Source organism: Pseudomonas sp. KK4 (genome assembly GCF_001984065.1).
Classification (GTDB): Bacteria; Pseudomonadota; Gammaproteobacteria; order Pseudomonadales; family Pseudomonadaceae; genus Aquipseudomonas.
In genome coordinates, this window is record NZ_LYVP01000061.1 from 1 (window position 1) to 14,571 (window position 14,571).

10 protein-coding genes and 1 pseudogene are annotated in these 14,571 nt (G+C 61.8%); 4 read left to right on the plus strand and 7 right to left on the minus strand.

The genetic code is table 11. The features are described 5' to 3' along the window. Nucleotides 1-429: 429 nt before the first annotated feature. Together mgtA and B0W55_RS19200 are read right to left on the minus strand one after the other, a co-directional pair. Nucleotides 430-3,141 (minus strand): annotated as a pseudogene (gene mgtA / locus B0W55_RS19190) (magnesium-translocating P-type ATPase). A 481-nt stretch (nt 3,142-3,622) separates the two neighbouring features. Continuing rightward, nucleotides 3,623-4,795 (minus strand): MFS transporter, encoded by a 1,173-nt coding sequence (locus tag B0W55_RS19200; RefSeq protein WP_077047495.1) that lies wholly within the window; start codon nt 4,793-4,795, stop codon nt 3,623-3,625. Between the two features lie 269 nt (nt 4,796-5,064). On the opposite strand from B0W55_RS19200, the gene B0W55_RS19205 reads away from it, so the two are divergent. Both B0W55_RS19205 and B0W55_RS19210 read left to right on the plus strand, forming a co-directional pair. Then, nucleotides 5,065-6,888: a glycoside hydrolase family 15 protein gene (locus B0W55_RS19205; protein WP_077047496.1), complete on the plus strand. Its 1,824-nt coding sequence runs from the start codon at nt 5,065-5,067 to the stop codon at nt 6,886-6,888. Nucleotides 6,889-7,136: 248 nt separating this feature from the next. Beyond that, a complete protein-coding gene (locus B0W55_RS19210) occupies nt 7,137-8,036 on the plus strand; it encodes an alpha/beta fold hydrolase (RefSeq protein WP_077047497.1) in 900 nt (299 codons plus the stop codon). Here the strand turns inward: B0W55_RS19210 and B0W55_RS19215 are convergent. Next, nucleotides 8,005-8,988, minus strand: a complete 984-nt coding sequence (locus tag B0W55_RS19215; RefSeq protein ID WP_077047498.1) for a GlxA family transcriptional regulator — start codon at nt 8,986-8,988, stop codon at nt 8,005-8,007. The genes B0W55_RS19210 and B0W55_RS19215 overlap by 32 nt on opposite strands. Nucleotides 8,989-9,077: 89 nt before the next feature. On the opposite strand from B0W55_RS19215, the gene inhA reads away from it, so the two are divergent. Continuing rightward, nucleotides 9,078-9,764 carry an isonitrile hydratase gene (gene inhA, locus B0W55_RS19220; protein ID WP_077047499.1) on the plus strand — a complete coding sequence of 229 codons (687 nt, stop codon included), beginning with the start codon at nt 9,078-9,080 and terminating at the stop codon, nt 9,762-9,764. A gap of 471 nt (nt 9,765-10,235) precedes the next feature. On the opposite strand, the gene B0W55_RS19225 is transcribed toward inhA, so the two are convergent. Further along, nucleotides 10,236-10,718: an SRPBCC family protein gene (locus tag B0W55_RS19225; protein ID WP_077047500.1), complete on the minus strand. Its 483-nt coding sequence runs from the start codon at nt 10,716-10,718 to the stop codon at nt 10,236-10,238. 146 nt (nt 10,719-10,864) lie between these two features. On the opposite strand from B0W55_RS19225, the gene B0W55_RS19230 reads away from it, so the two are divergent. Next, complete coding sequence (locus B0W55_RS19230) at nt 10,865-11,266, plus strand: lysozyme inhibitor LprI family protein (protein ID WP_077047501.1); 402 nt, start codon at nt 10,865-10,867, stop codon at nt 11,264-11,266. 357 nt (nt 11,267-11,623) lie between these two features. Here the strand turns inward: B0W55_RS19230 and peaD are convergent, their stop codons facing one another. From peaD to peaB, 3 genes are read right to left on the minus strand one after another with little or no spacing between them, the layout of a single operon-like run. Beyond that, complete coding sequence (peaD, locus tag B0W55_RS19235; RefSeq protein ID WP_077047502.1) at nt 11,624-12,742, minus strand: quinohemoprotein amine dehydrogenase subunit beta; 1,119 nt, start codon at nt 12,740-12,742, stop codon at nt 11,624-11,626. Nucleotides 12,743-12,766: 24 nt separating this feature from the next. Further along, a complete protein-coding gene (gene qhpC / locus B0W55_RS19240; protein WP_008016081.1) occupies nt 12,767-13,090 on the minus strand; it encodes a quinohemoprotein amine dehydrogenase subunit gamma in 324 nt (107 codons plus the stop codon). Between the two features lies 1 nt (nt 13,091). Continuing rightward, nucleotides 13,092-14,522 carry a quinohemoprotein amine dehydrogenase maturation protein gene (gene peaB / locus B0W55_RS19245; protein WP_077047503.1) on the minus strand — a complete coding sequence of 477 codons (1,431 nt, stop codon included), beginning with the start codon at nt 14,520-14,522 and terminating at the stop codon, nt 13,092-13,094. Between the last annotated feature and the right edge of the window lie 49 nt (nt 14,523-14,571).

The following is a 14,571-nucleotide window of genomic DNA, read 5'->3' on the forward strand; positions in this document are numbered from 1 at the left end:
TACAAAGGCCTGCGCCGACCCTGTAGGAGCGAGCTTGCTCGCGATGAACCGGAGGCCGCCGCAGGGTGTCAGGCTTCCCGCGTTATCGTTGACGTCCATCGCGAGCAAGCTCGCTCCTACAAGGGTCTGTGCAAACCCGGGGAGCGAGCTTGCTCGCGATGAACCTGAGGCCGCCGCGGGGTGTCAGGCTTCCCGCGTTATCGTTGACGACCATCGCGAGCATGCTCGCTCCTACAAAGGCCTGCGCCGACCCTGTAGGAGCGAGCTTGCTCGCGATGAACCCGAGTACGCCGCGGGGTGCCAGGCTTCCCGCGTTATCGTTGACGACCATCGCGAGCATGCTCGCTCCTACAGGGGGCTGCGCGGAAAACACATGGCGATGCGGGCAGTCTGAGACCCCGGCGTTATCGTTGATGTGAGCGCGGCGCATCACTGCCAGCCAAACCGGCGGATGTAGAAGCCTTTCACCGCCTGGGTCAGGGCCATGTACGCCAGCAGGATCAGCGGCAGGAACACGAAGTACAGCGACGGCAGCGCCTGCAGTTTGAAGTAGTGCGCCAGCGGCCCCATCGGCAGGAAGATCCCCACGGCCATGATGACGCCGGTCATCACCATCAACGGCATCGCCGCCCGGCTCTGCAGGAAAGGTACCTTCGGCGTGCGGATCATGTGCACGATCAGCGTCTGGGTCAGCAGCCCGACCACGAACCAGCCTGACTGGAACAGGGTTTGATGGTCCGGGGTACTGGCGTCGAACACGTACCCCATCAGGGCAAAGGTACTGATGTCGAAGATCGAGCTGATCGGCCCGAAAAACAGCATGAACCGCCCTACATCCGCCGGCTGCCAGCGCTGTGGTTGCTTCAGCATTTCAGCGTCGACGTTATCGAACGGGATGGCGATCTGTGAAATGTCATAGAGCAGGTTCTGCACCAGCAAGTGCATCGGCAGCATCGGCAAAAACGGAATGAACGCACTGGCCACCAGCACCGAGAACACGTTGCCGAAGTTGGAACTGGCGGTCATCTTGATGTACTTGAGCATGTTGGCGAAGGTGCGCCGCCCTTCCAGCACGCCCTCCTCCAGCACCATCAGGCTTTTTTCCAGGAGGATGATGTCTGCCGCTTCTTTGGCGATGTCCACGGCGCTGTCCACCGAAATACCGATATCGGCCGTGCGCAACGCCGGCGCATCGTTGATGCCGTCACCCATGAACCCCACCACATGGCCGTTGCCCTTGAGCAGGCGCACGATGCGTTCCTTGTGCGACGGCGTCAGTTTGGCGAACACATTGGTGTGTTCCACCGCCACCGCCAGTTCGGCATCGCTCATGCGCTCCACGTCGTTGCCCAGCAGCAGGCCTTGCTGTTGCAGCCCGACTTCGCGGCAGATCTTCGCGGTGACCAATTCGTTGTCGCCGGTCAGCACTTTCACCGCCACGCCATGCTCGGCCAGGGCTTTGAGCGCCGGTGCGGTGCTGTCCTTGGGCGGGTCGAGGAAGGCGACGTAGCCAATCAGCGTCAGCTCCCGCTCATCCGCCAGGCTGTAGATCTCGCGCCCTTCGATCATCGGCCGCGCGGCCACCGCCACCACCCGCAGGCCTTCGGCGTTGAACGCAGCGGTGACCTGACGGATGCGCGCGAGCAAATGTTCGCTCAATACTTCGTCCACTGCGCCATGCCGCACCCGGGTGCACACCGCCAGCACCTCCTCCACCGCGCCCTTGCAGATCAGCAGAGGCGCATGCTCACGCTCGGCGACCACCACCGACATGCGCCGGCGGGTGAAGTCGAACGGGATCTCGTCGACCTTGCGAAACGCGGTGCCGACTTTCAATTCACGATGAATTTCCACGTGCTCGAGCACCGCCACATCCAGCAGGTTCTTCAGGCCGGTCTGGTAGTAGCTGTTCAGATACGCCATTTCCAGCACATCATCGCAATCGTTGCCCCAGACATCGACATTGCGTGCCAGGAAGATCTTGTCCTGGGTCAGGGTGCCGGTCTTGTCGGTGCACAGCACGTCCATGGCGCCGAAGTTCTGGATCGCGTCCAGGCGTTTGACGATGACCTTCTTGCGCGAAAGGAACACCGCGCCCTTGGCCAGGGTCGAGGTGACGATCATCGGCAGCATTTCCGGGGTCAGGCCCACGGCGATCGACAGGGCGAACAACAGCGCTTCGGTCCAGTCGCCCTTGGTGAAACCGTTGATGAACAGCACCAGCGGCGCCATGACGAACATGAAGCGGATCAACAGCCAGCTGACTTTGTTGACGCCGTTCTGAAACGAGGTCGGGGCGCGGTCCGTGGCGCCGACCCGTTGTGCCAGCGCGCCGAAATAGGTGCTGTTGCCGGTGGTGAGAATCAGCGCCATGGCCGAGCCGGACACCACGTTGGTGCCCATGAACAGGATGTTGTCCAGGTCCAGTGGGTTGAGGGTGTCACTGTCCTGCTGACGGGGGAATTTTTCCACCGGCATCGATTCACCGGTCATCGCCGCCTGGCTGACGAACAGGTCCTTGGCGCTGAGCACCCGACAATCGGCGGGAATCATGTCGCCGGCCGAGAGCACGATCAGGTCCCCCGGCACCAGTTGTTTGATCGGCAGTTCCAGGCGCCGGGCGCCGTCGTCTTCCCGACGCAGCACCGTCGCGGTGTTGCTGACCATGGCCTTGAGCGCATCGGCGGCCTGGTTGGACTTGGTCTCCTGCCAGAACCGCAGCAAGGTCGAGAGCACCACCATGGAAAAAATCACGATGGCCGCTTTCAGGTCCTCGGTCAGCCAGGAGATCACCGCCAGCAAGGTCAGCAGCAGGTTGAACGGGTTCTTGTAGCAGTGCCACAGGTGGGTCCACCAGGGCAGTGGTTGTTCGTGCTCGACTTAGTTGAGGCCGAACTGCGCGCGGAGTGCTTCGGCTTGCGTTTCGCTCAGGCCATCGGTGTGACTGCTCAAGGTGTTGAGCAACGGGCCGATGTCACTGCCGGCAGCACTGACCAGCGTTTGCGCCAGGGTCGGCGGCACTTCGCGGCTGACCGTGGTATCCGTAAAGTTTTCCAGCAGCGCCAGGCGACGAAAATGCCGGGCAATGTGGCGGGTGCGCAGGAATCCGGCGAAGAACTCCTTGAGCAGGGTCAGGTTCATGGCAGCTCCCCCAGGGTCAGCCGGGAAACCGTCAAGCAGGCGTGTCGGTGCGCCGCGATGACGACCATGAGTCGAACATCACGCACGGTTCAGCGTCGATGAGAGGGCGTCGGGAGTCCGGCCTGATTCAGCCAGAAATCGGGATGCCGCTGCTCGCTTTTACGGCGAGACAACGGCGTGCAGATCAGCGCGTTATCTTGCCGGGAAGGTGCCGGTTATCGAAACCGGCCGACTACTGTCACTCGAACAAGTACCCACTGTGGGTCTCCGTTATGGATGAAAACGCGCGGAGCTTACGCCCCGGTATTTGCAGAGTAAACGAGGGATCGGCGTGTGGTCGGGCAATTGCGGAGTTCTTCAGGATGGGTTCAGCTTCCCTGCGACGGCCAGTCCCACGCTCTGCGTCAAACGACAGCAAGGCGCCCTGGCTGTGGCCGAACAGTGCCACTGTAGTGGCGAGCATACTCGCTGCTACAGGTCATCATTTCAGGTGGCGATAGGTTTGTACCGCCGAGCCCAGGATGACAGCCCCGGCCGCAATCGCCACCCAAAATCCGCTGCGCGCGCCGAACGCATCCACCAGCCACCCGGAACTGGCCGCACCGATCGCCACGCCGATGCTCAATCCCGTGACCAGCCAGGTCAGGCCTTCGGTGAGTTTGGCCGGCGGAACGATCTGCTCGACCAGTGCCATGGCAACGATCAGGGTCGGGGCGAAGAATAGCCCGGCGACGAACACCGCCAGCGACAGGCCAAGAATGTTCACGGCCAGCAACAAGGGCAAGGTGGTCACCGCCGTCGCTACCCCGCCATACAGAAACAAGCGCGCCAGCGGCGCTTTCGAGCGCAGCGCGCCGAACGCCAGCCCGGCCAGGCACGATCCGATGGCGTACACCGACAATACGATACTCGCCGCCGCCGGTTGCCCCTGCTGTTGGGCGAAAGCCACGCTGACCACGTCGATCACCCCGACGATGGTGCCCATGGCGATCATCAACAGCAGCAACAACTGAATGTCCACGCTGCGGATGATCGAGCCGAACGGGTGTTCCTCATGGGCATGCACCGGCGGCTCAGTGCTGCGTTGCAGGACAAACGCAGTGACGCCGATGGCCAGCATCAGTGCCGCCACCAGCGGGCCGGCCTCGGGAAACGCCACCACGCACAGGCCCACCGACAAGGGCGGGCCGACGATGAAGCAGACTTCGTCCAGCACCGATTCAAGGGCGTAGGCGGTTTGCAACTGTGGCTGACCGCGATACAGCTCGGTCCAGCGCGCCCGCACCATGGCCGACATGCTCGGCATGCAACCGGCGATGGCGGCGAACACGAACAAGGTCCAGTTCGGTGCCTGCAACCGGGTGCAAAGCAACACCATCAACAGCGCCCCGCCACCCACCAGTGCCGCCACCGGCAGAATCCGCCGCTGGCCGAAACGGTCCACCAGTCGCGAGACCTGCGGTGCACAGAAAGCGGTGGCCAGGGCAAAGGTCGCTGCCACCGCACCGGCCAGGCCGTACCCGCCCTGCAACTGCGACAGCATGGTGATCAGGCCGATGCCGGTCATGGAAATCGGCATGCGCGCGATCATTGCGGCCAGGACGAAGGCACGGCTGCCGGGGGCTTTGAACAGTTCGCGGTAGGGGTTTGCCATGGCAGTCCGGCCTCAATCAGGGGGTCTGCAAGTTGCCATAACGGATGATTGACGGGGTAGCGGGAAATTGTTGGTTGAATGTGAAGGCCTCTTCGCGGGCAAGCCCGCTCCCACAGCGGTCGGGGGGGACTGCAAGTTTTGTGAATATCCGCTAGCCCTGTGGGAGCGGGCTTGCTCGCGAAGGGGCCGCAACAGACACCGCCAAATGAACTCCGGCCCGGCAAAACCAGTCAGCTACTTAAGTCCCTGCCTCCCGGAGTTTCGCGACAATGGCTGATCACCCCGAACGCCAAAGCCCCATCGACGCCCACGGTATCATCGGCGACATGCGCAGTGCCGCGCTGGTCAACGACAAGGGCAGCGTGGATTTTTTCTGCTGGCCGGAATTCGACAGCCCATCGATTTTCTGTTCGCTGCTGGACACCCCCGAGGCCGGTATTTTCCAGCTGTTCCCGGACCTGCCCGACGCCCGTCGCGAGCAGATCTATCTGCCCGATACCAACGTGCTGCAAACCCGCTGGCTGAGCGACCGCGCGGTGGTGGAGATCACCGATCTGCTGCCCATTGGTGACACCGAAGATTGCCTGCCGATGCTGATGCGCCGAGTACGCGTGGTCAGTGGCCGTGCGACGATCCATCTGCGCTGTGCCGTGCGCCATGACTACGCCCGCGCCAACACCCGTGCGCGGCTGGACAACCAGGATGCGCTCTTCGAAGCCGACGATCAGCCATCCCTTCGTTTGGCGGCGGACCAGCCCTTGAGCATCAATGGCAACGCTGCCGTGGCCCGATTCACCCTCGAACAAAACCAGACCGCCGAGTTCCTGCTCGGGGCCGTCGACGACCCGCGCTTCAAGGAAGGTGCCGCCGCGTTGTGCCTGGAACGCACCCTCAAGTTCTGGCGCGACTGGATCGGCCAATCCAACTACCGCGGGCGCTGGCGGGAAATGGTCAATCGCTCGGCGCTGGCCATGAAGTTGCTGACTTCACGCAAGCACGGCGCGATTCTCGCGGCGGCGACTTTTGGCCTGCCGGAAACCGCCGGCGGTGAACGCAACTGGGATTACCGCTACACCTGGATCCGCGACGCCTCGTTCACCGTCTACGCCTTCATGCGCCTGGGCTTCGTCGAAGAAGCCAACGCCTATATGCGCTGGCTGCGCGGGCGGGTCAGTGACTGCCAGGGCAAGCCGATGAAGCTCAATATCCTGTACGGCATCGACGGCCGTCAGGAGCTGCCGGAAATCGAGTTGACGCATCTGTCCGGCCACGGCGGCGCGAAACCGGTGCGCATCGGCAACCTGGCCTATGCGCAGGTTCAGCTCGATATCTTTGGTGAACTGATGGACGCGGTGTACCTGGTCAACAAGTACGGCGAGGCCATTTCCCATGAGGGCTGGAAACACACGGTCGAGGTCGTCGATCAGGTCTGCGAAACCTGGCAGCAGGAAGATGTGGGGATCTGGGAAATGCGTGGTGAACAGCATCACTTTCTGCACTCGCGACTGATGTGCTGGGTGGCGCTGGACCGGGCGATCCGCCTGGCCTCGAAGCGTTCGCTGCCGGCGCCCTTCGCCCGCTGGGACCAGACGCGTCAGGCGATCTACGCCGACATCTGGGACAACTTCTGGGACGAGCAACGCGGGCATTTCATCCAGCACATCGGCGGCACCGGCCTTGACGGTTCGATGTTGCTGATGCCGCTGGTGCGCTTCGTCAGCGCCAAGGACCCACGCTGGCTCGCGACGCTGGATGCCATCGAGAAAACCCTGGTGCGCGACGGCATGGTGTATCGCTACCACAACCAGGACACCCGGATCGACGGCCTGCCCGGCACCGAAGGCGCGTTTGCCGCGTGTTCGTTCTGGTACGTCGAATGCCTGGCCCGTGCCGGGCGGGTGGAACAGGCGCATCTGGAGTTCGAACAACTGCTGCGGTACGCCAATCCGCTGGGGTTGTATGCAGAGGAGTTCGACAGCCGCGCCCGGCACATGGGCAACACGCCGCAAGCGTTGACGCACTTGGCGTTGATCAGCGCGGCGAGTTTTCTGGATCGCAAACTGGGTGGGGAGAAGAGTTTTTGGCAGCCGTGATCAATCGTGCAAAGAGTGCTTTTGTGGCGAGGGAGCTTGCTCCCGTTCGACTGCGAAGCAGGCGCAAATCCTCACGAAGGTGGTATCGCTGACGGATCGCCGGGGCTGCTTCGCAACCCGGCGGGAGCAAGCTCCGTCGCCACAAAAAGCCTGGAGCGCGGAAAAGGCTGCGGATTCGACCTTCCATGCGTCACCCACCTGAAACCTGGCGAGGCTAATCTTTAACAGTCAATCATCAGGAGCCCACCGTGGCCGAACATCCCATAAAAACCCTCCGCACTTCGCAGCTCAGCGTCGCCTACGAAGAACACGGCCCCAGCGGTGGCGATCCGGTCATTCTGCTCCACGGCTTCCCCTACTCCCCGCGTGCCTTCGATGAAATCGCCCCGCCCCTGGCGGCCCTGGGCTATCGCGTCATCGTCCCCTACCTGCGCGGCTACGGCCCGACCCGCTTCCTAAGCCCCGACACCCTGCGCTCCGGCCAGCAAGCCGCCCTCGCCAAGGACTTGCTTGATCTGATGGACGCCCTGTCCATCCCGCAAGCAGCCCTGTGCGGATACGACTGGGGCGGTCGGGCGGCGTGTATCTTGGCGGCGTTGTGGCCAGAGCGGGTGCGTTGCCTGGTGACAGGTGATGGCTACAACTTGCAGGACATTCCCCGTTCGACACAGCCACGGGCGCCAGAGAAGGAGCATCGCCTCTGGTATCAGTACTATTTCCACACGCCACGGGGTGTGGCAGGGCTGACCGAGAAGCGCCGGGAGTTTTGCGAGTTGTTGTGGACGTTGTGGTCGCCGACTTGGGACCGGGGGCCTGAGTTGTACCCGCGTACAGCACCAGCGTTCGACAACCCGGATTTCGTCGACGTGGTGATTCACTCCTATCGGCACCGGTTCATGTATGTGCAGGGCGATCCGGCGCTGGAATGGATGGAGCAAGCGCTGACGCGACAGCCTGCGATCAGCGTGCCGACGATCTCCCTGTGCGGCGCCGACGACGGTGTTGGCCCGGCACCGGAAGTCGACGATGACATCGAGCATTTCACCGGCCCGTATGAACGCCGGGTGCTGGCAGGGATTGGGCACAACATTCCCGAAGAAGCCCCCGAGGCCACGCTCAAGGCGTTACTGGATCTGCTGCAGCGCTGACGCAAAAGCGTTCGCGGTAGGCTTGCGGCGTCACGCCCATGGCCCGCAGAAAGCTACGACGCAGGGTTTCTTCACTGCCGAAGCCGCATTGCATGGCCACCCGTTTGATGGGCACGCCGGTGTCACTGAGCAGGCGTCGCGCAGTTTCGACGCGGATCAATTCGATGGCTCGGGCCGGGGTCTGGCCAGTGTCTGCGCGATAGTGCCGGATGAAGCTGCGTTCGCTCATGCCGGCCTGCTCGGCCAGGGTGGGGACGCCCAGGTCCTTGGTAAGGTTTTCGCTGATCCAGGCGTGAAGTTCGTCGAAGCGCCCGCCTTCGTGCTGCAACGATAGGGTCACGCTGAATTGCGACTGGCCACCTGGTCGCTTGAGGAACACCACCAGTTGCCGGGCAACGTCCAGGGCCATGGCGCGGCCAAGGTCGGCTTCGACCATCGCCAATGCCAGGTCGATACCGGCGGTAACCCCGGCCGAGGTCCAGACCGGGCCGTCGTTGATGAAAATCGGATTGGGTTCGACCTGCAACCGTGGGTGTTGCTGCGCCAGTTGTTCGCAACGGGTCCAGTGAGTGACCACACGCCGGCCATCGAGCCAGCCGCTGGCCGCCAGCAAAAAGGCACCGGTGCATACCGAGGCCACCCGACGACACTGCGCCGCATGGCCCCGCACCCAGTTCACCAAAGGCTGATCTTCTGCCGCAGCGTAAACCCCCCAGCCACCGGCGATGATCAAGGTGTCACTGCCCTGCTCCGGCAACGGTTCGGCCAACATCGCCAACCCCGCCGACGACATCACCGCGCCACCGCCACTGGCAATGACCGAGGGCGCGTAGGGTGTAGGCGAGCCTTGCTGGCGGGCGATGTCGTTGGCCGAGGCGAACACTTGCAAGGGGCCTGTGACATCGAGCAGTTGCACATTGGCAAATGCCAGCACATGAACGGTTCTGGGCATTTTGGCGTAATCCGTGGGTTGATTGGCGTATGCGCCAAATCCTAGGCGTCTACAGTGAAGTCGTCCACCCACTTCAGGAGAACACCACCATGACCTTGCAGATCGGCTTTCTGTTGTTTCCCCAGGTCCAGCAACTCGACCTGACCGGTCCCTACGATGTGTTGGCCTCGTTGCCGGACGTGAAGGTGCATCTGATCTGGAAGGACTTGCTGCCCGTCACCTCCAGCACCGGGTTGATGCTCAAACCCACGACCACCTTCGAGGACTGCCCGGCGTTGGACGTGATCTGCGTGCCCGGCGGCAGCGGTGTCGGGGCGTTGATGGAGGATGAGCAGACGCTGGGATTCATCAAGGCCCAGGCGGCGACTGCGCGTTATGTCACATCGGTGTGCACGGGGGCGCTGGTGCTCGGCGCGGCGGGCCTGCTCAAAGGCAAGCGCGCCACCACCCATTGGGCCTATCACGAGTTGCTGGCGCCGCTGGGAGCCATTGCGGTAAAGGATCGAGTGGTGCGCGACGGCAACCTGCTGACCGGTGGCGGCATCACCGCCGGCATCGATTTCGCCCTGACCCTGGCCGCCGAACTGTTCGATCAGGACACCGCCGAGCTGGTGCAGCTGCAACTGGAATACGCGCCGGCACCGCCGTTTCAGGCCGGCAGTCCGGAATCGGCGCCTGCCAATGTTCTGCAGGAGGCACGCAAACGCGCGGCTGGATCGTTGAAACTGCGGGCGCAGATCACCGAGCGGGCTGCGGCGAAGCTTGATCGCACGTGATGAAGGGCGGAGGACGCGGGGATTCAGATAGCCAGTGTCATCGTTGACGACCCTCGCGAGCAGGCTCGCTCCCACAGTGTTGCGCGTTGTCCACAAAACCTGTGGGGCTGGCCTGTCAGCGATGGCGGCGTGTCAGGCAACATATTCTTTGGCTGATGCACCGCCTTCGCGAGCAAGCCCGCTCCCACAGGGTTCGATCCGCAAAAAAATGGCCACGAGCGCCAAGTAGCTCGCGGCCATACATTTCGTTCACCCATAAAAAAACCCGCCGAAGCGGGTTCTTCCAAGACCATTACGACTCCCTGTCGTCAGCATTCCATGCAATGGCCGATCATCCATGATCCTGAGCACTCCTGTGCGTCAGTGGATGGGGCCAGAATACGCATCGGATCCAATCTGTAACAGGAGATATCACTACCATCACGTGTAAGACATTCGCTATACCTGCTCGGCCCACCCTCTCGGGATTTGTCACTCACCTCCACGGGCCTTGGCGCTTTCAATCAGAAAATGCTCGAGGCGGCTCAATTGCTCTTCCCAACCACGGCTGTCCATGTAGTACGCCTCTTTCTGGCGTATGTCGGGAATGTGAGCGAAACCGGATTCGGAGACCTTGAGCAGCGTGCCGTCCTCGTAGTCCTGCAGTTCGAACTTGACCAGCGTGGTCGGCTCCTGGGAATAGTCGATTTTCGGGTTCACCGCATACGGGTGCCAGCGAAATGAAAACAGCTGTTGCGGCTCGACCCGTTCCACCAGCACGTTCCATAGCACGTGTTCATAACCGGGGTACGTGACCTGCCCCTGGGTCCACTCACCGGCAATGAAGCGCCTGCCTTCAAGCGCCACACCAAACCATTGACCGAACGCCTCGGCATCGACCAAGGCACGCCAGACGTGGGAGCGCGGCGATTTGAGTTTTATTTTGCGCTCAAAACTATTGGGTACTGGTTTCATAAGTCACCTCCTGTACTGAACAACAGTAGGCCTGTAAGACCACAAGTCCAGTATGAAAGTTGTATCAGCCAGGTCTCGCTTGTCGTTATCACAGCAGTGGCTTGGCTACACTGCCCTTCAACTTCACCTTTCACAGCGAGTTTTCCATGCACGCACGCGTTCTGCTGGCCCTGACGCCGCTCATCCTCACCCCGCTGGCCCATGCCGTGGACTGCGATAACGCTACCGACCAGGCGACGATGAATCAGTGTGCGGCGCAGCAGCATGCGGCGGCGGACAAGGAGTTGAATGCGCTGTATCAGCAGATCACTGCGCGGCTCAAGGGCAATCCCGACGGCAAGAAGTTGCTGGTGGGGGCGCAGCGGTCGTGGATTGCGTTCCGTGATGCCGAGTGCAAGTTTTCGGCGTCCGGGGTGGAGGGTGGGAGTGTTTATCCGTTGATCTACGGCAATTGCGTGATGGAGTTGACCAAGGCACGGGTGGAGACGTTCAAGACATACCTGAAGTGCCCGGAGGGGGATTTGGGGTGCCCGGTGCCGGGGGTTTGATTTTGCGGTTGGCTTGAGGGCCTCATCGCTGGCAGGCCAGCTCCCACAGTGGTGGGTGTTGCACAGGAATTTTGTGGTGGGTACAGAACTTGTGGGAGCGAGCCTGCTCGCGATGGCGGAACATCAGGCGACATTGATGTTGAATGTGCCGGCCTCATCGCTGGCAGGCCAGCTCCCACAGGGACCGAGTTGACACGCAGATCTGCATTCAACATCGAACCCTGTGGGAGCGGGCTTGCTCGCGAATGCGGTGTATCCGTCGAGATATTCATTGACTGACGCACCGCGTTCGCGAGCAAGCCCGCTCCCACATTGGATCTGCGGTGTTCACGGACCCGCTCGCGGTGGCGTCAGTCTTTATCGTACAAAGATCTGCGCCGTGGTGATGGCCATGTCCCCGCCCGGCAACTTGATGCTGCCGACCTGTTTCAGGCTCTCGGCATCGAAGATCGCCACGTCGTTGAAGGTCCCGGCCAGGTAGATCTTGCTGCCGTCCTTGTTGAAGGAAATGCAGTAGTAGGAGTGATCGAGGGTTGCGGCCTGGAGCATTTTCTTCTGTTTGATGTCGTACTTGGCCAGGCGGTTGAGCACGCCGAACATCAGGTTCGGATCTTTGGGCGAGCGCATGCCGCTGAAGTAGATTTCGGTCAGCGGGCCGAAGTCGGTGGTTTCGGTCTTGCCGGTCTTCAGGTCGACGCTGAACAGCCCGTACAGGTATTCGGCGGTGGCCGGGTCCTGCTTCTTGTCCTTGAACTTCGCGGTGGTGTACAGCAGCGAGAAGTCATGGCGATAGGTCTGCTGGTTCCACACGTAGAGCACGTCCGGCGCGCTGTAGTTGGCGCGCTTCCAGTGGCGGCTGGGGATCAGCACGTCGAACGTGCCGGTCTGCACGTTGACCTTGTAGACGTCCGCCCCCGCCACGTACAGCGTGCCGTCGTCGCCGCTCTGCATGATGGTCAGCTGCCGAGGTGCCGGGAAGCTGCGGACCGGTTTGGCGTCCATGCCGGCGTCGGTCTTGTACACGTCCAGTCTTGGCTGCTGCACTTCGTAGCGGTCGTTCATCATCAGCGTCGGGTTGGCGATGGTGAACAATTCCTTGCCGTCGTGGCTGAGCGTAAAGGCGAACATCGACTTGGCTTTTTCACCCGGCTTCTGGGTGATGCTGGCGTGGAATACCTGCTTGCAGCTGTCCAGTTCGACACCGTAGACATCCGCATAATGGTTGTTCAACACATAGGCGGTCTTGCGATCCGGCGACAGTTGCACGGTGCCGGGACCGAAGGCGTCCGGCAGCTTGCAGGTCTTGTAAAGCGTGTCGCTGGCCAGGTCGATCACGTGCAGGTTGTTCGGGTAATTGGTGGTCAACATGTACTCGTGACCGTCTTGCAACGCGGTGTTTTCATCGGCCAGAACCGTGAGCGAAGCGGCGCTCAGGACGGCGAAAGCGGCCAGGCCGCAGGCTGTGATGCTGTGCATGCTGGAATCCTTCTTTTTGTCAGATCACTTGTCTTTGGGAAAGACAGTGCCGAGGTTGCGCCAGTTGTCGTTGGACGCCTGGGCATCCTTGTTCCAGTCCGGGTAGGTGCTCATCATGTCCGGCACCTGGGCCGGCCACCAGCAAGGGTCGGAGCAGCCGTAGAGGTCGGCTTCCATCGGCTGGCACAGCGACGACACACCGCCAAACGCATCGATTTCCCAACCCGGGTCGGTGGTCGAGGCGCAGCCCGCCACGGAGCTCATCGCCACCACTTCTTCGATGCGGTTTTCATCCGCGGCCTGATCCAGCTTCAACGCTTTGTTATTGATTGCCTTGAGATGTTTCATATCAGTGAGCCTTGCGCGGAGTGATGTAACTGCTGATGAACGCAGGGTTGTGAGCCATGATCCGGGTGTAGACCTCGATGCCGAAGTCGACCCAGTCACGCATCAGTTCGCAGTAGTGATAGGTCGGGTGGGTCGGGTCGCCGTAACGGGCGTAGCTCTCGTGGTAGCAGCCGCCGGAGCACAGGTTGCGGATCTGGCAGTCTTCGCAGCCGGTGTTGGTGCGGTCCAGGCGCTGGGACAGGAAGTCGTTGAGCGCCACCTGTTTCACGCCGCTGTGGACGTTGCCGAAGGTCGGCAGGCTCGAGCCGGTGAAGCGGTGGCACAGGTTCAGCTCGCCCTTGTGATCCACCGCCAGCATCTTCAGGCCCGCACCGCACGGCAGGGCTTTTTTGTGGCCTTCGTGGATGTCGGTGATCAACTGGTGCAGGTTGGAGAAGCCGATGTTGCGGTGCTCCAAGGCGGCCTCCAGATAGCGCCGACCGAGTTTTTTCATGTTGGCAAAGACTTCGATCAACTCATCGCTGGTCAGGTTGAACGTGCTGATGTCGCCGGAGGTCACTGGGGCAAAACCGACTTCGGCGAAACCCAGTTCGTTGAACAGGTGATCCCAGATGGTTTCGACATCGGTGACGCCGGTGGTCAGGGTCACCCGCGCCCCCACCGGACGACTGTTATAGCGCGAGAGCAGCATCTGGGCCTTGCGCCGAACCACGTCATAGGTGCCCTGCCCGCCCACGGTGATGCGGTTGCGGTCGTGCACGGTTTTCGGCCCGTCGATGCTCACGGACAAGCCGAAGCGGTGGGCATTGAGATAGTCGACGGTTTCTTCAGTGAGCAGCGTCGCGTTGGTGGTCATGACGAACTCGACGAACTTTCCGGCCTCGCTGAAACGCTTCTCGCAGTAGTCGACCATGTACTCGATCAGTTTGCGATTGCTCAGGGGTTCGCCGCCGAAAAACACCACGGTGAAGCGCTCTTCGTCGGGGGATTCGCGCAGCAGCATTTCCACCGAGGCAATGGCGGTTTCCACGTCCATTTTCTTGCCCGCCGAGGGCTTGTCGAGGTCTTCCTTATAGCAGTAGGTGCAGCTCAAATTGCAGCCGGTGTTGACGTTGAGCACCACGGTGTTGATCGCGGTGCGTTCGACACGTTTGGTGGCGATGTCCGGGGTCAGCGGCGAGCCGTCGCTGACCAGTTCCAGGGCCATGAGCTCGCGCAGGGTTTCGGTGATTTCTTCGCCGTTGAAGCGCGCGGCCAGGCGTTGGATCAGGTCGTCCGACGAACAGCCGGGGCCGCGCAAGGTGTCGATGATGGTGCCCGTCAGCTCATCGCTGGCGAACAGCGAACTGCTGGGGATGTGAAACAGCATGCGGTCGGCGTCGACGTGCACTTCGTGCAGGTTGCGTTCGACCAGATTCAAGATAGCGCCCATTGCAAACCTCCTGTGCAGGCCCCGTTTTCGAGGCCTGCGGTCATTCCGA